The following is a 21,720-nucleotide window of genomic DNA, read 5'->3' as shown; positions in this document are numbered from 1 at the left end:
TGCCGCGGTGCGTGCCCGATTCCTGACACGCCCTGTCAGCAGCCCTGATCCATTGCCATTCCCACACGCGGGGGACCGGCATGGATTACGCACAGGCGCTCTGGATTTACACACTCCTCGTCTTCGGCATCATCGTCGTGCCGGGCATGGACATGTTCTACATCCTCGCCAATGCCCTCACCGGCGGCAGGCGCCTGGGCTTTGCCGCACTCGGCGGCGTCATGCTCGGTGGCGCCGTCCACGCTCTTTTCGGCACCGTGGCCGTGGGCGTCCTCACCCAGCTCCCCACCATGCTGTTCCAGGCCATGGTCCTTGCCGGCGCCGCCTATATGGCCTGGATCGGCTACACGCTCCTGCGCAGTTCCATCACCGTCGACGGCATCGGCCGCGCCACCACGCGCACCGAATGGGCCGCCTTCCGCCAGGGCACCATCACCTGCCTGCTCAATCCAAAGGCATATCTCTTTGTGCTCGCGGTCTTCCCGCAATTCGTGCGCCCAGAATTCGGCCCGGCCTGGACCCAGGCCTTCGCTCTCGGCGTGATCACGGTTCTCATGCAGGGGGGCATCTATGGCGGGCTCGCCCTTGCTGCAGGCCGTGGCCGCGATGCCCTCGTGGACAATCCCGCAGCAACCATCTGGATCGGCCGCAGCGCCGGCGCCCTCTTCGTCGTCGTCGCCATTTTCACCGCCTGGCATGGTCTCACCATGTCATCAGCCACTTGACGGAATTTGAAATGTTCTGCAAATGTTCATGAGAACTAGAGGTGTTTTTGCAAGCCCTTCCGGACGCTATGGCCAGGTGCCCGCGCGAGCGAAAGTGAAAGCCGCGCTGGCTAGCCATGCATGGCTGGCGCTTGCGGTTGGGCTGAGCAGCGCTTATCTCATGGGCTCTCCGGCCCCCCTTGACCCCATTGCTGCTGTGCCCTCCATCGGCACGACAAGCCACGGACGTGAACTATGAAGCCTACGCCCAGCCAGAACCGCGAAATCATCGTCCGCGGTGCCCGCGAGCACAATTTGAAGGGCATCGACGTCAAGCTGCCGCGCGACAGCCTCATCGTCATGACTGGCCTTTCCGGCTCGGGCAAGTCGTCCCTGGCTTTCGACACCATCTATGCCGAGGGCCAGCGCCGCTATGTGGAGTCGCTGTCGGCCTATGCCCGTCAGTTCCTCGAAATGATGCAGAAGCCCGATGTGGAACACATCGAAGGCCTCTCGCCCGCCATTTCCATCGAGCAGAAGACGACCTCGCGTAACCCGCGCTCTACCGTTGGCACGGTCACCGAGATCTACGATTACCTGCGCCTGCTCTTCGCCCGCGTCGGCATTCCCTATTCCCCGGCCACCGGCCTTCCCATCGAGAGCCAGACCGTCAGCCAGATGGTCGACCGCACTCTCGAACTCCCCGAAGGCACTCGCCTCTACCTGCTGGCCCCCATCGCACGCGGCCGCAAGGGCGAGTACAAGAAGGAATTGGCCGACCTCATGCGCAAGGGCTTCCAGCGCGTGAAGATCGATGGCGAGTATCACGAGATCGAAGACGCCCCGGCGCTCGACAAGAAGTTCAAGCACGACATCGAAGTCGTGGTCGATCGCGTCGTTGTTTCGCCCGATATTTCCGGCCGCCTCGCCGAAAGCTTTGAGACCGCGCTGAAGCTCGCCGAAGGCATTGCCCTCGTCGAATTCGCCGACGAGAAGAACGAAGACGGTTCTGCCCGCCAGATCACCTTCTCGGAAAAGTTCGCCTGCCCGGTTTCCGGCTTCACCATCGCCGAAATCGAGCCGCGCCTGTTCTCGTTCAACAATCCCTTCGGCGCCTGCCCGGTCTGCGATGGCCTCGGCACCGAGCAGAAGATCGACCCCGATCAGATCGTGCCCGACGCAACCCTGTCGCTGCGCGATGGTGCCATTCTGCCCTGGTCGAAGACTTCGGCACCCTATTACCAGCAGACCCTGCAGGCCGTCGTAAAGCACTACGGCGCCTCGACCGGCACCGCCTGGAACGAGCTGCCCTTCGACGTCCAGCACGCGGTCCTTTACGGCACCGACAAGACGGCCATCAACTTCGTCTATGACGATGGCCTGCGCCAGTACAAGACATCAAAGCCTTTCGAAGGCGTCATCGGCAACCTTGAGCGTCGCTACAAGGAAACCGAAAGCGCCGGCATGCGCGAAGAAATCGAAAAGTACATGTCGGCCAAGCCTTGCGTGGCCTGTGGCGGCTATCGCCTTAAGCCCGAAACCTTGGCAGTGAAGATTGATGGCCTCCATATCGGCCAGGTCAGCGACATGTCTATCAAGGTGGCCTCAAAATGGTTTGTCGACCTGTCCGACAAGCTCAACGCCACCCAGAGCCAGATCGGCGAGCGCATCCTCAAGGAAATCCGCGAGCGCCTGAACTTCCTCAACGACGTGGGCCTAGAATATCTCTCCATGTCGCGCAATTCCGGCACTCTGTCGGGTGGCGAAAGCCAGCGCATTCGTCTCGCCAGCCAGATCGGTTCGGGCCTGACCGGCGTGCTTTATGTGCTCGACGAGCCTTCCATCGGCCTCCACCAGCGCGACAATGCCCGCCTTCTGGACACCCTGCGTCGCCTGCGTGACCTCGGCAATACCGTCATCGTCGTCGAGCACGACGAAGACGCGATCCTGACTGCCGACTATGTTCTCGACATCGGCCCCGGCGCCGGCGTCAATGGCGGCCACATCGTCGCCGAAGGTTCGCCCGAGGACATTCTCAACCACCCCGATTCCCTCACCGGCAAATATCTCTCCGGCCGCATGGGCATCCCCATTCCGGCCGAACGTCGCGAAGGCAAGAAGGGCAAGGCGCTCTCCATCAAGGGCGCGACCGGCAACAATCTCAAGAATGTTTCGGTCGATGTGCCGCTCGGTCTCTTCGTCGCCATCACAGGTGTGTCCGGTGGCGGCAAGTCGACCCTGATGATCGACACCATGTACCAGGCCATTGCCCGCCGGTTGAACGGCGCTCGCGTGGTCCCTGCCCCGCATGAATCGCTGACCGGCCTCGAATTCCTCGACAAGGTCATCGACATCGACCAGTCGCCGATCGGCCGCACCCCGCGCTCCAATCCCGCCACCTATACCGGTGCCTTCACGCCCCTGCGCGAATGGTTTGCCGGCCTCCCGGAAGCGAAAGCGCGCGGTTACGGTCCCGGCCGTTTCTCCTTCAACGTCAAGGGCGGCCGCTGCGAGAAGTGCGAGGGCGATGGCGTCCTCAAGATCGAAATGCACTTCCTGCCCGACGTCTACGTCACTTGCGACGTCTGCAAGGGCAAGCGCTACAATCGCGAAACGCTGGAAGTCCAGTTCAAGGGCAAGTCGATCTCCGACGTCCTCGACATGACCATCGATGAGGGCGTGGACTTCTTCTCGGCTGTCCCGGTCATCCGTGACAAGTTCGCTACCCTCCAGCGCGTCGGCCTCGGCTACGTCAAGGTCGGCCAGCCAGCCACAACCCTCTCCGGCGGCGAAGCCCAGCGCGTAAAACTGTCCAAGGAACTGAGCAAGCGCGCCACCGGCCGCACGCTCTACATGCTCGACGAGCCGACCACGGGCCTCCATTTCCACGACGTGGCCAAACTTCTCGAAGTGCTCCACGAACTCGTCGAAGGCGGCAACTCCGTCATCGTCATCGAGCACAACCTGGAAGTCATCAAGACGGCCGACTGGATCATCGACATGGGCCCCGAAGGCGGCGACGGCGGCGGCGAAGTGGTCGCCATAGGCACGCCCGAAGAGGTGGCCTCCAACAAGCGCTCCCACACCGGCCACTTCCTCAAGGAAGTCATGGACCGCCGTCCCCACTACGCAACAAAGGCGGCGGAGTAGCCTCCGCTGCTTTTTCTCACCCGCTCTTCGGAAAACAACAGGGCCTTTCAGAAACGCGATGCACCACCTCCCCCTTGAGGGGGAGGATGGGAGGGGGTGGAGCCCCACGCGCGGATTCACCTAGTCCCGCCGACGCCACACTCGACGCTAGCAGTCTGCTAACGCGACCATAGCGTGCTCGTCCCGCCACAAACGCCCTGAATTGCCCGCATCGAGTCACCAATTCGCGCCAACGCGCCTCTCGATGCTACCAGTCTGCTAACCCCAGAATGCCGGTTCTGCGCAGGCCGTTAGCCCGTCACAGCACTGTCTTGCGTCAGATCGATGAAATCACCATGCGCGGCACGCATGCCGCGCCTGCTGTTTGCCCCATGGCGCAGCCCCGCAAATCAGCCGATCTTGAAGCTGCAGCCACCAGCCATACTGGAATAGACCCATGTTTGTACGTGCCGTCTGGCGCATCAAGCGCCTGGTCGACATCAAGCAGACGTTGCGGGAGATGGAAGTTCCCTCGACGCGAGATGCCGACTTACTGGGCATTTCCGGCCCAGACTTTTCCAAGATGACGCGATCGCTCTTCGATCGCTGATCTCTTTCCAGCCTCAATAGTAATAGTGGCCGCCGGATTGCCGTCCGGCGGCCATCCTTTTGGCATCCACCTTAACCGAGCCTTAACGACACCCCGCCGCGCCCTGCGCAAATTGCATGGCTTCTTTGACTAAACTCTATCTGCTCGCTGGGCTTAGTCTCCACTATATCTCTCCTTGCAAACGACAGGAGAACTCAAATGGACATCCGAAAAACCTTCAAGAAGTGGGCCGCTTACCAGCAGACGGTTCGTGAACTTGCTGCTCTCGACAATCGCCAGCTGAATGATCTCGGCATCAACCGTACCGAAATCAATCGCATTGCTCGCGATCATGCCAATTCGCTCTAAGAATTTCGGCGCGAATACTTCTGAAGTAAAAGACCGAACGCCCGCATCTCTCTGAGACGCGGGTGTTTTTGTTTCTGGCGCTCGGCGTTACGAAACTTATCCCCGCCCCCGTAACCTGCGCTATTCTCCCCGGCGCAATGGGCTTTCAGTTGCGTGTCGGCATGGCGCTTGGTATCTGCCAGCCATGTCAAACGAACCCATTCATATCATCGGCGGGGGCCTCGCAGGTTCCGAAGCCGCATGGCAGGCCGCCGAATCCGGCGCCACGGTCATTGTGCACGAAATGCGCGGCGTCAAAGCCACCGACGCGCACAGCACCACCGACTTCGCCGAGCTCGTCTGCTCCAACAGTTTCCGCTCCGACGACCACGAGCAGAACGCAGTCGGCCTCCTCCACGAAGAGATGCGCCGGTGCGGCTCGCTGATCATGCGTGCGGCCGACGAGCACAAGCTGCCGGCCGGTGGCGCACTGGCCGTCGACCGCCACGGATTTTCCGCCGCAGTCACGCAAGCCATTGAAAATCATCCACGAATTACCGTGGTCCGCGAAGAGCTGGACGGCTGGCCGCCGGAAGATTGGCGCCACGTCATCATCGCGACGGGTCCCCTGACCTCGCCCGCCCTGGCCGATGCGATCCTCTCCAAGACCGGCGAAGACTCCCTCGCCTTCTTCGACGCCATCGCGCCGATCATCCACTATGACAGCATCGACCACGACATCGCCTGGAAGCAGTCGCGCTATGACAAGGCCGGCCCCGGTGGTACGGGCGCCGACTATCTCAACCTGCCGATGGACCGCGACCAGTACTATGCCTTTGTAGAGGCACTGAAAACCGCGCCACTGCACGAGTTCAAGGACTGGGAAAAGGTCCCCTATTTCGACGGCTGCCTGCCCATCGAAGTCATGGCGGAACGCGGCGACGAAACCCTGCGCCACGGCCCGATGAAGCCCGTCGGCCTCACCAATCCGCGCAACCCGACCGTAAAGCCCTACGCCATCGTCCAGCTCCGGCAGGACAATGCGCTGGGCTCACTCTGGAACATGGTCGGCTTCCAGACCAAGATGCGCTACGGCATCCAGGCCGAGATCTTCCGCATGATCCCCGGCCTCGCCAATGCCCAGTTCGCGCGCCTTGGCGGCCTGCACCGCAACACTTTCATCAATTCCCCCAAGGTCTTGGGCCCCGACATGCGCCTCAAGGCCGACCCGCGCATCCGCTTTGCCGGCCAGGTCACGGGCGTTGAAGGCTATGTCGAAAGTGCCGCCGTCGGTCTCATCACCGGCCGTCTGACCGCCGCAGAAGCCCGCGGCGAAAGCCTGCCGCTGCCCCCGATCACGACCGCGCTGGGTGCCCTGATTGGCCACGTCACCGGCGGCCACATCGAAGCCGAAAGCTATAGCGGCGCCCGCAGCTTCCAGCCGATGAACGTCAATTTTGGCCTCTTCCCGGAAGTATCAGTTGAGAAGCCCGAAGGCGTAAAGCGCTGGCGTGGGCCGGAAAAGACCATGGCCAAGCGCCGCGCCATCACCAGCCGCGCCTTGGAAGACCTGAAAGTCTGGCAGTGACCCCCGAGGCGCTGCGCACCTATCTCCACGACCATATCCCGCTTTCCCGGGCCATGGCCGTGGAGGTCTTGGAAGCCAGCGCCAACCACGTCCTGCTTGAAGCTCCGCTCGCGCCCAACATCAATATGCACGGCACCATGTTCGGCGGCAGCTCGGCCACGCTTGCGCTGCTGGCCGCGTGGTCGGTCATGTATTTGAGGCTTGAAGCCGAAGGCATCGCCAGCCAATTGGTGATCCATCGGACCACTACCGAATATCTCCTGCCGATATCCGGTCCCGCTCAGGCGTCGGCCCACCTCGATGAGGCCGGCTGGCCGAGTTTTCGCCAAACCTTCCAGCGACGCGGCCGTGCAAGGCTCACGGTCGCCTCCGAACTATTTTATGAAGGCAGACCAGCAGGTCGTCTCAGCGGCGAGTTCGTCGCGATTTCCGAAGCTTAGCGGTTTCGCAGCGTCCACCAGCCGATCCGGCCGATCTTGCGCCAATCCGCCTCGTCGGCCGGCGCCGCGAACGGCGAGCCGCCGCGCCGCTGCCAAAGGCGTAGTTGCGCCTCAACGACCGGCAGAATGGCAAAGGCCGGCCGCAGGCCGCTCGGTAGTGCAGCAATCGCTACCCGAGCCTTCCTCAGGTGCTCTTCCGCCAGCTCGGTGATCTGTCCCAGCGCCTCGTGCAATCCCTCGCTATCAGTGCCGGCAAAAATCTCGCCCTCGCGCACGCCGTTCGCCTGAAAGATCGACCAGGGCAACATGATCCGCCCCTGCAACGCCACATAGCCAAAAGCCCGGAGATGTCCGACCATAGCCTGCGCCACGCCCAGATGCCCCGCGGCATCGCCGGGCTCTACCGGCAGCCCCTCGTTGAGGATCATGGCCGAGAGCTGCAGCAGCGTGGACGCCGTTTCGCCGGCATAACCTTCAAACGTCTCGAGATCCGGCATGGGATCGTCATAAAGATCAAAGCGCCGCGCGCCGATCAGCCGTTGCAGCGTGCCTGGCGGCAAGGCGTAACGGTCCAGCGTCGTCAGCAACGCATCGGCCAGCGGATTCTGCCGGACCGCACCATGACCATCGCCCTTCAGCGCATCATTCCACCATTGCAGGCGAATTTCGCCCGGCGCGGGCCCTGAAACCCGCTCGCGAATGCCGGCAATATCGGCGTTGAAGGCCAGAATGGCGGTGACGCCGTCCCTCGCGCCCGAAGGCAAGGCGAGCGTGGAGAGATAGCGATCCCTATCGCTCTCCCGGAGCATCTGGGCGGCGTGGGCAAAACTCTCTGCAGACATCAGCGGGCGTTCTCGACGGCGATGAAAGCGCCGGCAACGGCCCGCTCCTCGGCCAACAACACGTTGTAGGTGCGCACGGCGCCGCCGGTGCCGACAGCTTCGATGATCACCTTATGATCGCGAAACGCCTGGCGAATTGCAGGATCTATCAGCGCGATGTCCATGCCGAGGCCGATCAGCAGCACATCGAGCTGCTCCGCCAGTTCGAGCACCGGCTGCAGGCTTTCGAGAGTGAGCTCAGCTGGAGACGCGACGTCCCAGCCCAGCATGCCAGTCGGCAGGCAGAGCAAGGACCCTCGATGGGACATTTCGGCGAAGCGGAAACCGCCATTGCCATAGGCGTCGATGCCGACCTGGCGCGGGAAGCGGCCCGCGCCGGTCGAAATGGGGTCAGACGGAAGCGCCATCCGACGACTTTTCCTTCTTGGCCGCGAGCTCTTCGTCGGTCTTCTGCTTGAGACCGAAATTGATGAGGATCGGGCCGTTGACGATCACCGACGAATACATGCCGACGAGCGAGCCGAAGGTCATGGCGATGGTGAAGCTGCGCAGCGCCTCGCCACCAAACAGCACCAGCGGCACCAGCGCCAGAAGCACGGTGAACTGGGTGAGCGAGGTACGAACGATGGTCTGGTTGATCGAGAGATCGATCAATTCCGGCAGCGGCATCTTCCTGTATTTCAACAGATTTTCGCGGATACGGTCGGACACGACCACGGTTTCGTTCAGCGATAGACCGACAAGCGTCAGCACCGCGGCGATGGAACTGAGATTGAATTCCAGCCCTGTGATCGAGAACAGACCTATGGTCATGATGATGTCGTGCGACGTCGTCGTGACGGCCGCGAGCGCGAACTGCCACTCGAAGCGGAACCAGATGTAGATCAGGATACAGACAAGCGCGATGATGACGGCGATCGTGCCGGTCCAGGCCAATTCGCCCGAAACCGTGCCGCTCACCGCTTCGGTGCGCCTGACCTCGTATTGCTCACCCGCGAGAGCTTCCTGGACCTTCTGCACGGCAATCTGGTCAGCCGCCTGGCCGCCTTCTTGCGCTTGTACGCGCACGAGAAGGTCTTGAGGCGTACCAAAGCCCTGCACCTGCACTTCGCCAAGGTCGAGATCGCTCAGCAGTTCGCGAACAAGGCCGGCATCTGCCGGTCCACCGACATGCTGAACTTCGATGGCCGTGCCGCCGACAAAGTCGATGCCGAGGTTGAAACCCTTGAAATAGGCGGCGCCGATGGAAATCACCGACATGACGATCGAGAGCGCGATGACATAGCGCGAGATCTTCATGAACGGGATCTTGGTGCCGTCCGGAATGAAGCGGAAATGCTGGATCTTCAGCTCTTTCGGACGCACGCGCTTATACCAGAGGTTCACCTGGTAGGAGGTGACCGTATAGGAGGTGAAGAGCGAGGTCAGGATGCCGAGGCCGAGGGTGACGGCGAAGCCCTGAACCGGGCCGGAGCCCATGAAGTACAGCACGACGGCGGCGACAAGCTGGGTCAGGTGCGAGTCGACGATCGTGCCCCAGGCGCGCTCGAAGCCGGCATTGATGGCCTGCAGTGGCGTGCGCCCTGCCCGCTGCTCTTCGCGCATTCGCTCGTAGATCAGCACGTTGGCGTCCACGGCCATACCGATGGTCAGCACGATACCGGCGATACCTGGCAAGGTCAGCGTCGAGCCCAGCGTCGAAAGCGCGGCAAAGATCAGGATAACGTTGAGCACCAGGGAGACGTTGGCGAAAACGCCCCAAACGCCATAGGCGATGACCATGAAGCTCACGACCAGAACCGACGCCACGATACCTGCGGTCAGACCCGCCTGGATGGAGTCAGCGCCGAGGCTGGCGTCGACGGTACGCTCTTCGATCACATTAAGGCTGGCCGGCAGCGCGCCTGCACGCAGCAGCACGGCGAGGTCATTGGCCGAGGCGGTCGTAAAACTGCCGCTGATCTGGCCCGAGCCGCCGGTAATCGGCTGCTGGATGACCGGAGCGGTGATGACGGTATTGTCGAGCACGATAGCAAAACGCTGGCCGACATTGGCCGAGGTGATTTCGCTGAAGGTGACGGCGCCGCGTGTGTCGAACTTGAAGCTGACGACCGGGATGCCGCGCTGCGAGTCGTAGGACGGCTGCGCATCAACCAGGGATTCGCCGCCGAGGGCGACGTCTTCATAGAGCAGTTCGCGGGTGCCGTCCTGGCTCGGCAGGACCATCGTGCCGGCAGGCAGACCCTGGGCCTCGGCCTGGGCAGCGGTCAGGCCCGGATAGACCATGTGGAAAGTCAGGCGCGCCGTCTGCGAAACGATGTTCTTGAGGCGGGTCGAGTCGCCAAAGCCCGGCACCTGCACCATGACGCGGGTATCACCCTGGCGCTGGATGGTGGGTTCGGTCGTGCCCAGTTCGTCAATACGGCTGCGGATGACTTCGATGGACTGCGCCACCAGCGAACTCATGCGCTGGGTAATGCCATCGGGGGTGAGCGACACCGAAATCCGCCCGTCGGGCATTTCGGCAAAGGCCAGTTCGTTGACACCGACGCCGGCCGAGAACAGCGAGTTATTGACCGTGTTCTGGATGCCCTGGAGCGCGGTCATTGCCTGCTCCTTCTGGGTCGGATCGGTCAGTTCGATATAGATGGCGTTGTTGGCTTCATCGGTGGTGATGATGTTGCCGATGCCGTTCTGATTGGCCAGCACGTTGCGCGCGTCGCGGCGCACATCGCTCAAGCGCTGGGCGACAATGCCCCCGCGATCGACTTCGAGCAGCAGGTGCGAACCGCCCTGCAGATCGAGACCAAGAACCAGGCCTGGCTGGGGCAGCCATCCAGGGAGCGCTTCCCGTACTTGCTGGGGCAAGAAATTGGGGGCTGCAAACAGAATACCCGCGATCGCGACGAACAGGATGATTGCTACGCGGAACGGCGACTGGTTCATGAAACGGCGTCCTAGAGCATGTCATCCGAAAGTGGGTATCGGTTTCGGGACGAAGACATGCGGCTTAAAGAGTCAGAAAGCCGGAGCCTTTCGAGGCTCCGGCTAGTTCGGTCCGGCTTAGGCCGGCTTGTTGTCGTTGACCGGCTCGGCCTTGGAGCGCACGTCGGCAACCATGCCGCGCACGAGCTTGACCTTTACGCCCTGGGAGATTTCGACTTCCAGGTCTTCGCCATCAACGGCCTTGGTCACCTTGCCGACGATGCCGCCGGTGGTCACCACGGTGTCGCCACGGCGGATAGCCGAGAGCATCGCCTGCTGTGCTTTCAGGCGCTTCTGCTGCGGACGGAAGATCAAGAGCCAGAAAATCAGAACCAGCAGAACGATCGGCATAAGCTGGATCAGAATATCGGCGAAACCTCCCGTGGCGGGTGCGGCTGCATCCTGCGCAAAAGCGGGCGTTACAAACATCAGGCGAACTCCTATGATTCTTCTTGTTTGGGGGAGAAGAGCGCCACGCAGCCCACGGCTGCAGACTGGACGCGAATGGGGTCCCGTGCACTTGCACCCCGGCCAAAATCGCGCGGACTATACATTTGGCCCCCTGTGATTGCAAAGCCATTCAGGGAACACAATGCCGCGCTTGAATTGAAGGACTGAACCGGTGAAAACCAAAGACTATCTGGGCCGTATCGCGACGGCTCTCGAGGCCATTGCCGAGGCGCTGGAAACAACATCAGGCGGAACTGCTGCTTTCGAGCTCGGCGAGGCCAATGCCTACCATTGGCAGGGCGAATCCGAAGCCTTGCTGGCGGTACCCAAGGTCAGCCGCGTACCGCTCGACATGCTGCGCGGCATCGATCATGTGCGCGATGTCCTGCTCAAGAATACCGAGCAATTTGCCCGCGGTCATGGCGCCAACAACGCCCTGCTCTGGGGCGCTCGTGGCATGGGCAAGAGCTCACTGGTCAAGGCCATTCACGCTGATATCGGTGCCCGCGGGGGTTTCGAGCGGCTGGTGCTGATCGAAATCGCCCGCGAAGATCTCGACACCCTGCCCCAACTCATGCGCGCCATCTCTGGAAATTCCGCACGTTTCATCGTCTTCTGCGACGACCTCAGCTTCGATAGCGGTGAAACCAGCTACAAGTCACTCAAGACTATTCTCGACGGCGGCCTCGAAGGGCGCCCGGACAATGTCCTCTTCTACGCCACATCCAATCGCCGTCACCTGATGCCGCGCGATATGATCGAGAATGAGCGCTCGACGGCGATCAATCCGAGCGAAGCCGTGGAAGAAAAAGTGTCGCTGTCGGATCGCTTTGGCCTCTGGCTCGGTTTCCACAATTCCGATCAGGACACCTATCTCAGTATGGTGCGTGGCTATGCCGACTATTATGGTCTGGCTCTCGACGACGAAACATTGCGTGCCCGTGCAATCGAATGGGCCGCCACCCGCGGCTCCCGTTCGGGCCGCGTGGCTATCCAGCTCATTCGTAGCCTCGCAGGTGAACAGGGCAAAGTGGTCTAGAGGCGACGCCGAAGCACAAATGAAGAGGGCCGGTGCATCGCACCGGCCCTTCTTGTTTTGTCGCTGACTTTAGCTTGCGAGCAGCGGCACCGGGTCGACCGGCGTTGCGCCCTTGCGCAGTTCGAAGTGCAACTGGGGCTTTGAGACCGAACCGCTCATGCCGACCGTACCGATAGAGTCGCCACGGCTGACAGCTGCACCCTTGGCAACGCTCATGCCGTTGAGGTGCGCATAGGCCGACACGTAGCCATTGGGGTGACGGATGAGGATCAGGTTGCCGTAACCTTCGACGCCCGAGCCCACATAGATAACCGTACCGTTCTCGGCGGCCTTGACCGTTGAGCCTTCGGGCACGTCGATATTGATACCCGTGCCGCGGGAGGCGGCAAAGTCGGTGATTACGCGGCCGCTGACCGGCCAACGGAACTTGTCATTGCCAGAGGCGACAGGCTCGGCGGCTGGCGCCGTTGCGACCTGGGTGGGAGCAGGCGTTGCGACTGGCGCAGCAACGGGGGCCGGAGTAGCCGCGGGGGCGACAGCGACCTGCTGCGGTGCTGCCTGCGGGCGGCCCAGAGGAGCGGGCGGAGCACCCAAGGTCTGGGTCGGCGCGGCGCTTGCCACCTGCACGGCGGGCTGCGCTGCAGTCTGCGGCGTCCGCACCAGGTCCGGACGGCCCGGAATGATCAGCGACTGGCCCACAACGATCTTGTCGGGCGATGACAGGCCATTTGCCTGCACCAGCGCCTGAGTGGTGACCTCGTAGCGGCGGGCGATCGTATAGAGCGACTCGCCGCCTGCAATGGTGTGGGTATAGGCGCCGGCCGTTGTCGGCGCAGCTGCCACCACGGGCGCTGCTGCAGGAGCTGCGCTGGGTACGCTGTTGTTGACTGGCAAGGCAGCGTTGGAGCTCGGAAGCGAACCGAGGGCAACGGCGGGCGGCATAGACGGCACGGAGGCCGAAGTCTGCATGGCGGGCATGGCTTGCGGGGTTCCCATGGAAGCGGAAGAACTCAGTACAGGAAGATCCTGGGATCGAACCGAGGGCGCACTCGCCCCCATACCAATCGGCGAAACCGAGCCGACCGGTTGCGTAAAGCCCGACTGCATGGGCGACGCGGATTGAACGGGAGAAGCGCCCCAGGCGGAACCAATGGGTGCCGGCGGCAAGAACCGCTGCTCGGCAACCTGCATCGTCGCAGGGGCTCCAAGCGAGGCTGGCATAGGCTGGTTCAGCGTGGCGGGTGCGGATGACTGGGCGACGGAGCCGGTCGTTGTAGAATCGCCAAACGTTCGCGATCCAAGACTTGAACAACCGGACAAGCCGACGGCTGCTACTAACAGACCAGCCACGGCGACTGCACCTTTAGGCACCCTGACAGACAGGTTTTTACGCATCGGCTAACTCGTACGCAGGTACTTAACACTGGAAACGAGACTAGGCCGGTAAGGTAAAAGCGACCTTAAGACCGATGCGATTTGAGTAAAATCGAACGCACGACGTTGTCGATTGAGTAAGGTTAAGATTGCCCGGATGGGGACAAGCTCAGCTTCGCCAGCCGTTCCAGCGCCACTTTTTCCGTCTGCTGCAGCGCAAAAGGGGTCACAGTAATCGTGTTCCTGCGGCGCAAAACCTCAAAATCCGCATTTGGATCCAAGGGCATAGGCGTTTCGGGAATAGCCACGAAAAACTCGCCGTCCCTGTCGCTTGGGTAGTACCGGAAAGCCGAGCGCGAGAAACGCTGATGCGGCACGGCTGCTATCCCCGCAACCTCTCCAGGCGAGCAAACCGGGAAATTGACGTTGTAAAAAACATCGTCCCGCCCCTTCGCCGCAAGAATCGCCCGGACAACTTCTGTCCCGAATCGAATCGAATTGGACCAATCGACTGCGTGACTTCTTTCGTAGTCGATCGCTTGACTCATCGCGATTCCGACCGCGCCCTGTAGCGCGCCTTCGCGCGCGCCGGCCGCCGTGCCGGAGCAATGAACGATGTCACCCAGGTTCTGCCCGGCATTGACGCCGGACAGAACGAGGTCGGCCGGATGATCGGCCAGCACATGGGTCATCCCCGCCACGACGCAATCTGCGGGAGATCCGCCGACCACGGCAAAGCGCCGTGGGCCGCGACTTTCAAGAACCAGTTCACGGCCAAGCGTGAACCGGTGCCCTGCCCCAGACTGGTTGCCATCCGGCGCCACGATCCAGACGTCATCCGAAAGCGCGGCGGCGATATCGGCCATGATGGCGATACCTGGCGCATCCACACCATCGTCATTGGTGATGAGGATGCGCATGGATCACTTGCCTCCGATGGAAGTGAGGCCGCCCATATAGGGCTGCAGAGCCTCGGGAATCAGCACCGAGCCATCTTCCTGCTGGTAGTTTTCGAGGACTGCGATGAGGCAACGGCCGACGGCAGTGCCGGAGCCGTTGAGCGTATGCACATAACGCGGCGCCTGCTTTTCGCCGGACGGACGATAGCGCGCCTCCATGCGGCGGGCCTGGAAATCGCCGCAGACCGAGACGGACGAAATCTCGCGATAGGTGTCCTGTCCCGGCAGCCAGACTTCGAGGTCATAGGTCTTGCGCGCGCCAAAACCCATGTCGCCGGTGCAGAGCATCATGACGCGGTAGTGGAGGCCCAGACGCTGAAGCACCGTCTCGGCACAGGCGAGCATGCGCTCATGCTCGTCGATGGAGGTTTCAGCCGTCGTGATCGACACCATCTCGACCTTGTCGAACTGGTGCTGGCGCAGCATGCCGCGGGTATCGCGACCGGCAGAGCCGGCCTCGGAGCGGAAGCAAGGGGTCAGCGCCGCGAAACGCAGCGGCAGTTCTTCTTCGGACAGGATGGATTCGCGCACCATGTTGGTGAGCGGCACTTCCGCGGTCGGGATGAGCGCCAGGCGCGAGTCGCCATGCGGGGTGAAGAAGAGGTCTTCCTCGAACTTCGGCAGCTGATTGGTGCCAAAGAGTGCGTCGTCGCGAACCAGCAGCGGCGGCTGCACTTCGAGGTAGCCGTGCTCGGTCGTGTGCAGATCGAGCATGAACTGGCCGATGGCGCGTTCGAGGCGCGCAATCTGGCCCTTCAGCACCACAAAGCGACTGCCGGAAAGCTTGGCGGCCACTTCGAAGTCCATGTCCTTCTCGGCCACGCCGATTTCGTAGTGTTCTTTGGGCGCAAAGCTGAAGCTCGGCTTGGCCGGACGCTGGCGTGCCGCGGTTTCGGCTGTGCCGTTGGCGCCGAAATACTCGACATTGTCGCTCTCGTCGTCACCCTGCGGCACGTCATCGAGCGCGAGATTCGGAATAACCGACAATGCGGCACGAAGCTCGGCCTCGACCGCACGCTCTTCGGCTTCGCCGGTCGGGATAAAATCCTTGAGGCGCGCGACTTCGGCCATCAGCTCCTGAGCCTTGGCTTCATCCTTCTGAGCCTTGGCCTGGCCGATCTGTTTGGAAAGCGCGTTGCGCTTTTCCTGCGCTTCGTTGAGGCGGACGATGATCTCGCGGCGCCGATCGTCGATCGCCAGAAGATCGGAGGACCGCACGGAAACGTTCTTGCGCCGGGAAACGGCAGCGTCGAAAGCTTCGGCGTTGGCTCTGATCCACTTTATATCGAACATCGGTTCTTACGGGCCCTGCCCGCCTCTGGTTTGACGCAGGCCCTGGGTCTATGTCCCGGGGCGCGCCTGCCAGCGCCGCGGGGCAGAACTGAGCTGCACCCGCGAGAGAACGCGGAGCAGCTATTCGCTAGATGAGCCGGAAAGCCCGGAGTCCTGCGCCGCCAGTGCCGCCTCGCGGCGCTTCTGCACAAATCGGACAGACAGGATCGCCAGTTCGTAAAGCGCGTACATCGGCAGGGCAAGCCCGATCTGGGAGATCGGATCAGGCGGCGTGATCAAAGCAGCAACGATCAGAATGCCGACCACAGCATAGCGCCGACCCTTCTTGAGCATCTCGACATTGACCAGATCGATCTGCGCCAGAAGCGTTAGGACGACAGGCAACTGGAAGCAGATGCCGAAAGCCAGAATCAGCGTCATGGCGAAGCCGAGATACTCGGACACGCGCGGCATGAGCTTGATTTCGTCCGTTTCCATGCCGGCAAAGAAATGCAGGGCCATGGGCAGGACGGTGAAATAGACCATCAGCGCGCCCAGGACGAAGAAGACCGGGGTGGCGATGAGATAAGGCACCAGCGCCTTGCGCTCGTGCTTGTAGAGGCCCGGCGCGACGAAGAGATAAATCTGCGTCGCGATGAAGGGGAAGCCGAGGAAGATGGCGCCAAAGAAGGCCAGGTTCAGTTCGGTGAAGAACAGTTCCTGCGGCGCGGTGTAGATCAACTCGATCGTGTGGGTCGGGTCGCTGGCATAGACGCCACGATATGGCCCGAGCAGAATGTCGAAGATGTTTTTCGAGATCAGGAAACACCCGATCATCAGGACGACGACCGCAATGGCGCTGTAGATCAGGCGCTTGCGCAGCTCGATCAGATGCTCGAGCAGCGGCGCCTCGCTGCCCGCGAGTTCGTCTTCGACCTCGGGCTTGTTCTTGTCTTCAAGCTGCGGCTGCTTGGCGTCGGCCATCGTTATTTCGTTTCTACCGGTTCAGCCGGCTTCTTGCGCGGTGCGCGCGGCTTTTTGGCGGGCGCGGCCGGTTCTTCTGCGATAACCTCAGCGACAGCAGCCTTGGTCCGCGGCTTGCGGGCAGGCTTTGCCGCAGCTTCGGCTTCGACCGTGGCGGTCTTCGCTGCCGGCTTCTTGGCGACGCTGGTCTTGGCTGTCGTAGCAGTTTTGCTCGCGGCGGGTTTCTTGGCGGGCGCAGGCTTGGCGGCCTTGGCCTCTTCCACCGGCGCAAGATCGGTTGTCGTCACGGGCGATGTCGGCGCTGCTGCGGCGGCTTTGACCGGCTTTGCCTGTGCAGCCTTCACCGGCTCGGTGCCCTTGAAGCCATAGTCGGACGCCAGTTCGTCATTCGACTTCTTGGCAGCCGGCATGCCTGCAGCACTGCGCAACTCGTCGACGACACTCTCGACCTTGGGATCGGCCGGCTTGATGACACCGCTCGGCTGCGGGCCGCTCGGCGTCATTGTGTTGAATTCCTTGCGGATTTCTTCGGCCGTTTTCTTCAGTGGCGAGGTGATGGAATTGCGGAGGTTCCGCACCTCATCCAGCCCTGTCGTCCGATTGATTTCCCGCTGGAAGTCATTGCCCATGCGGCGGATTTGACCCACGAACTTGCCGATGCGTCCCATGACGACGGGCAGGTCCTTGGGGCCAATGACGATCAGCGCAACGACGCCGATCACCAGCATCTCTGTCCAGCCTAGACCGAGCATAAGGTTAGTCTCCGAGCGCGGCCCACGGCCGCCAAGTCAGGCCGAGAAGGATCAGACGTCCTTGCGTTCGGTCTCGCGTGCATCGACTTCAGCAGTCGTGGTGACGCGTTCAGCCGGCTTCTCGTCGTCCTTCATGCCCTTCTGGAAGGCTTTGATGCCCGAGGCGACTTCACCCATCATGCCGGAAATCTTCCCGCGGCCGAAAAGCAGAATAACGACGACGGCAACTACGAGAATGCCCCAAATGGAAGGCGCGTGCATGGTGATCTCCCTAGACTTTCAGAACGCGTTACACGCGATAGATGTGCGAGAAATAGGTTCAATCGCAGGCAAACACAAGAACGTGTTGCCTTTGCGCACTCACGAAAGCGGCAACCTAAGCCGCTGAGGCCATGGTTTGGCGTCTCTGAGGGCCGGGAGACGTGGCAGCAGGCAGGACAACGCGCATTGCAGCACAAAAGCCGCCCGGCCCTTTGGCGTCGCGGTTGCACGGTCGAGACGCCCTTCGGGCGCACGGTGGAAGCGGCTTTCGCCTCAAAATTTGGATGGAAGGAAGAGGCAAAAGCCGCTTCGCACGTCCGGGATTTTTTGCGCATGCATCGAGCGGCCCCCTTTTGGGGTTGCGGTTCGATAATCGAGGCGGGTCTTCGCCCTCTCTCCTCTTTCTCGCCGCCGACCGGTGGTCAGCATCCACGCACTCGCCCAGGCGACCCCGAGCGACCCGACTTCCCGCCCGGCACTTCGTCGGTGCCGCGTGTTATCGGTGGGAACGGGGAGAGTGTGTCACGACTCCCGGTGGCGTGGATAAGATGGATAGATCGCTCTCGGCAATGCTTGCGCTAGTCTTCGTCGCCGACTGCATCACCCTGGTCGTCCGGGGCAAGCGGGTCTTCGTCTTCGCGCAGGGCGCCATCGAACGGCAGCGGAATTTGCAACGATGGCGGCAACCTGGACGAGAGGAGCCCTGCCCCCTTGAGTTCATCGAGGCCCGGCAAGTCGGACAAATGCTCAAGACCAAAGTGGTCGAGAAAGGCGTCGGTCGTGCCATAGGTGACGGGCCTGCCCGGTGTACGCCGGCGGCCGCGCATGCGCACCCAGCCGGCTTCCATCAGGATATCCATTGTACCCTTGCCGACGGCGACGCCGCGGACTTCCTCGATTTCGGCCCGAGTCGCGGGCTGGTGATAGGCAATGATCGCAAGAGTTTCGAGCGCGGCGCGGGAGAGCGGCCGTGTTTCCTCTTCCTCTCTGCGCAGCAGGAAGCCCAGGTCTTCGGCGGTGCGAAATGCCCAGCGATCGCCGCGGCGCACCAGATTGACGCCGCGATTGGAATAGAGCGCACGCAGCTCGTCGATCAGCACCGGCAGGTTGGCCCCGTCGCCCACATAGGGCGACATCTCGGCCAGAGACAGCGGTTCGGACGAAGCGAACAGCAGTGCCTCGAGAATGCGCAACTGACGCTGGCGCACCTCTCCTTCGAAGTTCTCTTCATTCATGGCTGTTCACGTTTCCGGCGCCGCAACAGAATCGGCCCAAATGTCTCGCTTTGCCGCACCTCGATTTCGCCCTGGCGAACGAGTTCGAGGCTTGAGGCAAAGGTGGATGCTCGAACCGTCGTTCTCTCATCGGATCGGGCAAGGTATTGTTCGAGATAGGTATCCATCGCAACCCATTCGGCGCTTTCGCCGATCAGCCGCTGCAATATGTCTCGCGCATCCTGCAGCGACCACACCGTGCGCGTGATCGGGCGGTACTCGGTAACCGCGCCGCGCTCGCGCTGAGCCGAATAGGCTTTCAGCAGTTCATAATAGCTCGCTTCCCAGATGGATTTACGCGCCACTTCCAGAGGTTCGGGCGCACCGCGGGAATAGATCTGCAATCCCAGTCTCGGCCGGCCCAACAAGCGGCTCGCGGCTAGGCGCATGGCCTCCAGCCGCTTGAGCCGGAACTGCAGCATGGCAGCCAGCATCTCGCCGGATGGCTCGTCGTCGTCCTGCACCTGCGGCACCATGAGGCGGCTTTTGAGATAGGCGAGCCACGCCGCCATCACCAGATAGTCGGCGGCTACTTCGATGCGCCGCTCGCGCACCCGGTCGATGAAGGCCAGATATTGCTCGGCAAGCGCGAGGATGGAGATCGCCGCGAGATCGACTTTCTGACGCCGCGCCAAGTCCAGCAGCAGGTCGAGCGGCCCCTCATAGCCGTCCACATCGACATGCAGGACCTCACCCTCTGGCGGCGCTTCTGCGTCGAGCCATTCGGTCAGCGATCCGGTCATGAAAATATCCGCAGGGCACAAGTCATGCCGCATCCTTGGCGGCACGGGGCCGCAGCGTCAAGCGAGCCAGGCAGTTGGGCTAGAAGCTGAACAGCCCTTCCACGGGAACGTGGTCGCTCGGCTTGTCCCAGCCGCGCACATCCTTGTGCACGGTAACATCGTCCAGCCGGTCGGCCGCCTGCGGCGAAAGCATCAGGTGATCGATGCGGATACCGGCATTTCGCCGCCACGCACCGGCCTGGAAATCCCAGAACGTGAAAGTCTGGTCGGCGGTGATGGAGCGCAGGGCATCGGTCATGCCGAGGTTACGCAAGATGCGGAACTTTTCGAGGCTTTCGGGGCGATATAGCGCATCGCCCCACCATGCGTCGGGATCATGCGCGTCGATCGGCGCGGGAATGAGATTGAAGTCGCCCATCAGCACGAAGGGCTCTTCCAAGGCCAGACGACCGGCAACGAAGGTATTGAGCCGATCCATCCAGCGCAGCTTGTAGGGAAACTTCTCGGTATCGACCGGATTGCCGTTCGGCAGGTAGATATTGCAGATGCGGACCACGCCGCCTTCGACGGAAAAGACGCCTTCGATCAGGCGTGACTGTTCGTCGGCATCGTCGCCGGGCAGGCCACGATGCACTTCATCGAAGGGAAGCTTGGAGAGGAGCGCAACGCCGTTCCAGCTCTTCTGGCCATGGGTCACGACATTGTAGCCAAGCGCCTCGATCTCGGCGGTCGGAAAGCCTTCGTCGACCGTCTTGATTTCCTGGAGGCCGACGATGTCGGGCTTTTCTTCTTCGAGCCAACGCACCAGCAGTTCAAGCCGGGCCTTGATGCCATTGATATTCCAGGTGGCGACGCGCAAGGCCATGGCTCTCTCCGGCTTTAGTTGAGGTCGGCGTAAACGGCGCGAATGAGGTCCTTGGGATAACGTCCCGTGCACCCTTCGAGCGCGGTATTGCTCATCGACACTATCGTAATGGCATTGGCGGGATCGACAAGCCAGGAATGGCCATAAACCCCTCCCCAGTTCACCGTTCCCTTGGCAGAGGATGAGGCAGCGGCCTCAGGATCATCGATGACAGCACCGAAATAGCCGAAGCGCTGGCCCTGATCCTGCCTGTAGAGATCGCCGATGCGATTGGAAAAGCCCAGCGCAACAGTCTCCGGCTTCAGCAGGGAGCCGCCGCCCTTGCGCAGGGTTTCGAGGAATTTCGCGATATTTTCCGGCGTGCCAGCCATGCCGGCACCACCGGACTGGAAGGCTTTGTCGCTAAAGATGCGGGAGGGCGAGAACATCACCGTGCCGCCGTCTTCTCCGGGGACGAATTGCGGGTCGGTCATCACGGTCGGCTCGGGCGCGCCATCGGCATAGGGGATGGCGAGGCGTGCCTTGTCGGCGACGAAGAAGCCGGTTTCGTCCATGCCAAGCGGCCCGGTGATGTGGGCGTGCACCGCATCCTGGAGCGAACCGCCCTGCACTGCGGCCAGCACGGCCCCGAGAACGTCGATGGCGACCGAATAGGTCCAGCCGGTGCCCGGCGCGAACAGCAGCGGGGCCGCGGCGACCTTCGAGAAATTAGCGCGGAAATCCTTGTCGGTCGGCCCGAGGCCGGTCGAAATCGTCTCGTCGGCATAGCCATAGGCGAGCCCGGACGTGTGGGTCAGAAGATGGTGGATGGTGATTGGCGCCAAGGAGCCGTCGTCGAGCTTGGGCGCAAAGTAGTCGAGATGCTTGGAGACGAGATCGTCAAGCCCGAGCAGGCCCTTGTCGATCATGGCCAGCGCTGTTGCGGCAACGATGGGCTTGGTGACCGAGGCCAGGCGATAGATGGCGTTCTCCATCATCGGCACGCCGGCTTCGCGATCGAAATGGCCTGCAGTGCGCCGCAGGATCAGTTCCCCATGGCGATAGACGATTAGTTCCGCTCCGACGATCTTGCTGCCGGACACAGCCTCATCCATGACCGCGTTGACGCGCGCGCCCATAGTC

Annotated in this window: 21 protein-coding genes; 7 read left to right on the top strand and 14 right to left on the bottom strand. The window is 62.0% G+C overall.

The features are described 5' to 3' along the window. Positions 1-80 precede the first annotated feature (80 nt). The 6 genes from ACSQ2A_RS18825 (at position 81) to ACSQ2A_RS18800 (ending at position 6,798) form a co-directional block, all read left to right on the top strand. Positions 81-725 carry a LysE family translocator gene (locus ACSQ2A_RS18825; protein ID WP_436073457.1) on the top strand — a complete coding sequence of 215 codons (645 nt, stop codon included), beginning with the start codon at positions 81-83 and terminating at the stop codon, positions 723-725. 234 nt (positions 726-959) lie between these two features. Further along, positions 960-3,854 (top strand): excinuclease ABC subunit UvrA, encoded by a 2,895-nt coding sequence (gene uvrA, locus ACSQ2A_RS18820; RefSeq protein ID WP_295411777.1) that lies wholly within the window; start codon positions 960-962, stop codon positions 3,852-3,854. Positions 3,855-4,290: 436 nt separating this feature from the next. Further along, positions 4,291-4,443, top strand: coding sequence for a hypothetical protein (locus ACSQ2A_RS18815; protein WP_160194681.1), 153 nt, complete (start codon positions 4,291-4,293; stop codon positions 4,441-4,443). 198 nt (positions 4,444-4,641) lie between these two features. Then, positions 4,642-4,791, top strand: coding sequence for a DUF1127 domain-containing protein (locus ACSQ2A_RS18810; RefSeq protein WP_082560911.1), 150 nt, complete (start codon positions 4,642-4,644; stop codon positions 4,789-4,791). A 184-nt stretch (positions 4,792-4,975) separates the two neighbouring features. After that, complete coding sequence (gene trmFO / locus ACSQ2A_RS18805; RefSeq protein WP_436073456.1) at positions 4,976-6,358, top strand: methylenetetrahydrofolate--tRNA-(uracil(54)-C(5))-methyltransferase (FADH(2)-oxidizing) TrmFO; 1,383 nt, start codon at positions 4,976-4,978, stop codon at positions 6,356-6,358. Then, entirely contained in the window at positions 6,355-6,798 is a 444-nt protein-coding gene (locus ACSQ2A_RS18800) for a YiiD C-terminal domain-containing protein (RefSeq protein ID WP_436073455.1), read from the top strand. The genes trmFO and ACSQ2A_RS18800 overlap by 4 nt, the downstream gene beginning before the upstream one ends. Here ACSQ2A_RS18800 and ACSQ2A_RS18795 read toward each other — a convergent pair. The 4 genes from ACSQ2A_RS18795 to yajC all read right to left on the bottom strand — a co-directional run bounded on the left by ACSQ2A_RS18795 (position 6,795) and on the right by yajC (position 11,054). Beyond that, positions 6,795-7,640: a phytoene/squalene synthase family protein gene (locus ACSQ2A_RS18795; RefSeq protein WP_436073454.1), complete on the bottom strand. Its 846-nt coding sequence runs from the start codon at positions 7,638-7,640 to the stop codon at positions 6,795-6,797. The genes ACSQ2A_RS18800 and ACSQ2A_RS18795 overlap by 4 nt on opposite strands. Continuing rightward, a complete protein-coding gene (locus ACSQ2A_RS18790; RefSeq protein WP_436073453.1) occupies positions 7,640-8,047 on the bottom strand; it encodes an Mth938-like domain-containing protein in 408 nt (135 codons plus the stop codon). The genes ACSQ2A_RS18795 and ACSQ2A_RS18790 overlap by 1 nt, the downstream gene beginning before the upstream one ends. Further along, positions 8,031-10,586, bottom strand: coding sequence for a protein translocase subunit SecD (secD, locus tag ACSQ2A_RS18785; RefSeq protein WP_436073452.1), 2,556 nt, complete (start codon positions 10,584-10,586; stop codon positions 8,031-8,033). The genes ACSQ2A_RS18790 and secD overlap by 17 nt, the downstream gene beginning before the upstream one ends. A 117-nt stretch (positions 10,587-10,703) precedes the next feature. Beyond that, entirely contained in the window at positions 10,704-11,054 is a 351-nt protein-coding gene (gene yajC / locus ACSQ2A_RS18780) for a preprotein translocase subunit YajC (RefSeq protein ID WP_295411771.1), read from the bottom strand. 193 nt (positions 11,055-11,247) lie between these two features. Between yajC and ACSQ2A_RS18775 the strand changes: the two genes are divergently transcribed. After that, positions 11,248-12,114, top strand: coding sequence for an ATP-binding protein (locus ACSQ2A_RS18775; RefSeq protein WP_436073451.1), 867 nt, complete (start codon positions 11,248-11,250; stop codon positions 12,112-12,114). Positions 12,115-12,183: 69 nt separating this feature from the next. Here ACSQ2A_RS18775 and ACSQ2A_RS18770 read toward each other — a convergent pair whose 3' ends face one another. The 10 genes from ACSQ2A_RS18770 to ACSQ2A_RS18725 form a co-directional block, all read right to left on the bottom strand. Then, complete coding sequence (locus ACSQ2A_RS18770) at positions 12,184-13,092, bottom strand: peptidoglycan DD-metalloendopeptidase family protein (RefSeq protein ID WP_436073450.1); 909 nt, start codon at positions 13,090-13,092, stop codon at positions 12,184-12,186. Between the two features lie 539 nt (positions 13,093-13,631). Further along, complete coding sequence (surE, locus tag ACSQ2A_RS18765; protein ID WP_436073449.1) at positions 13,632-14,408, bottom strand: 5'/3'-nucleotidase SurE; 777 nt, start codon at positions 14,406-14,408, stop codon at positions 13,632-13,634. Positions 14,409-14,411: 3 nt separating this feature from the next. Continuing rightward, entirely contained in the window at positions 14,412-15,740 is a 1,329-nt protein-coding gene (gene serS / locus ACSQ2A_RS18760; RefSeq protein WP_436073448.1) for a serine--tRNA ligase, read from the bottom strand. Positions 15,741-15,860: 120 nt separating this feature from the next. After that, entirely contained in the window at positions 15,861-16,703 is an 843-nt protein-coding gene (tatC, locus tag ACSQ2A_RS18755) for a twin-arginine translocase subunit TatC (protein ID WP_295411766.1), read from the bottom strand. Between the two features lie 2 nt (positions 16,704-16,705). Further along, positions 16,706-17,455, bottom strand: coding sequence for a Sec-independent protein translocase protein TatB (tatB, locus tag ACSQ2A_RS18750; RefSeq protein WP_436073447.1), 750 nt, complete (start codon positions 17,453-17,455; stop codon positions 16,706-16,708). 51 nt (positions 17,456-17,506) lie between these two features. After that, a complete protein-coding gene (locus tag ACSQ2A_RS18745) occupies positions 17,507-17,716 on the bottom strand; it encodes a twin-arginine translocase TatA/TatE family subunit (RefSeq protein ID WP_295411764.1) in 210 nt (69 codons plus the stop codon). 578 nt (positions 17,717-18,294) lie between these two features. Next, the gene (gene scpB / locus ACSQ2A_RS18740) at positions 18,295-18,951 is read right to left on the bottom strand and encodes an SMC-Scp complex subunit ScpB (RefSeq protein WP_436073446.1); all 657 of its coding nucleotides are present in this window, start codon (positions 18,949-18,951) and stop codon (positions 18,295-18,297) included. Further along, positions 18,948-19,733 carry a segregation and condensation protein A gene (locus ACSQ2A_RS18735; RefSeq protein ID WP_295411762.1) on the bottom strand — a complete coding sequence of 262 codons (786 nt, stop codon included), beginning with the start codon at positions 19,731-19,733 and terminating at the stop codon, positions 18,948-18,950. Before ACSQ2A_RS18735 ends, scpB begins: the two co-directional genes overlap by 4 nt. A 79-nt stretch (positions 19,734-19,812) precedes the next feature. Beyond that, positions 19,813-20,592, bottom strand: coding sequence for an exodeoxyribonuclease III (gene xth / locus ACSQ2A_RS18730; protein ID WP_436073595.1), 780 nt, complete (start codon positions 20,590-20,592; stop codon positions 19,813-19,815). A 20-nt stretch (positions 20,593-20,612) separates the two neighbouring features. Beyond that, the gene (locus tag ACSQ2A_RS18725; RefSeq protein ID WP_436073445.1) at positions 20,613-21,716 is read right to left on the bottom strand and encodes a serine hydrolase domain-containing protein; all 1,104 of its coding nucleotides are present in this window, start codon (positions 21,714-21,716) and stop codon (positions 20,613-20,615) included. Positions 21,717-21,720: the final 4 nt, after the last annotated feature.

The organism is Devosia sp. LjRoot3 (assembly GCF_964252865.1).
Classification (GTDB): Bacteria; Pseudomonadota; Alphaproteobacteria; order Rhizobiales; family Devosiaceae; genus Devosia.
This window is presented reverse-complemented; position numbering and strand designations above follow the sequence as displayed.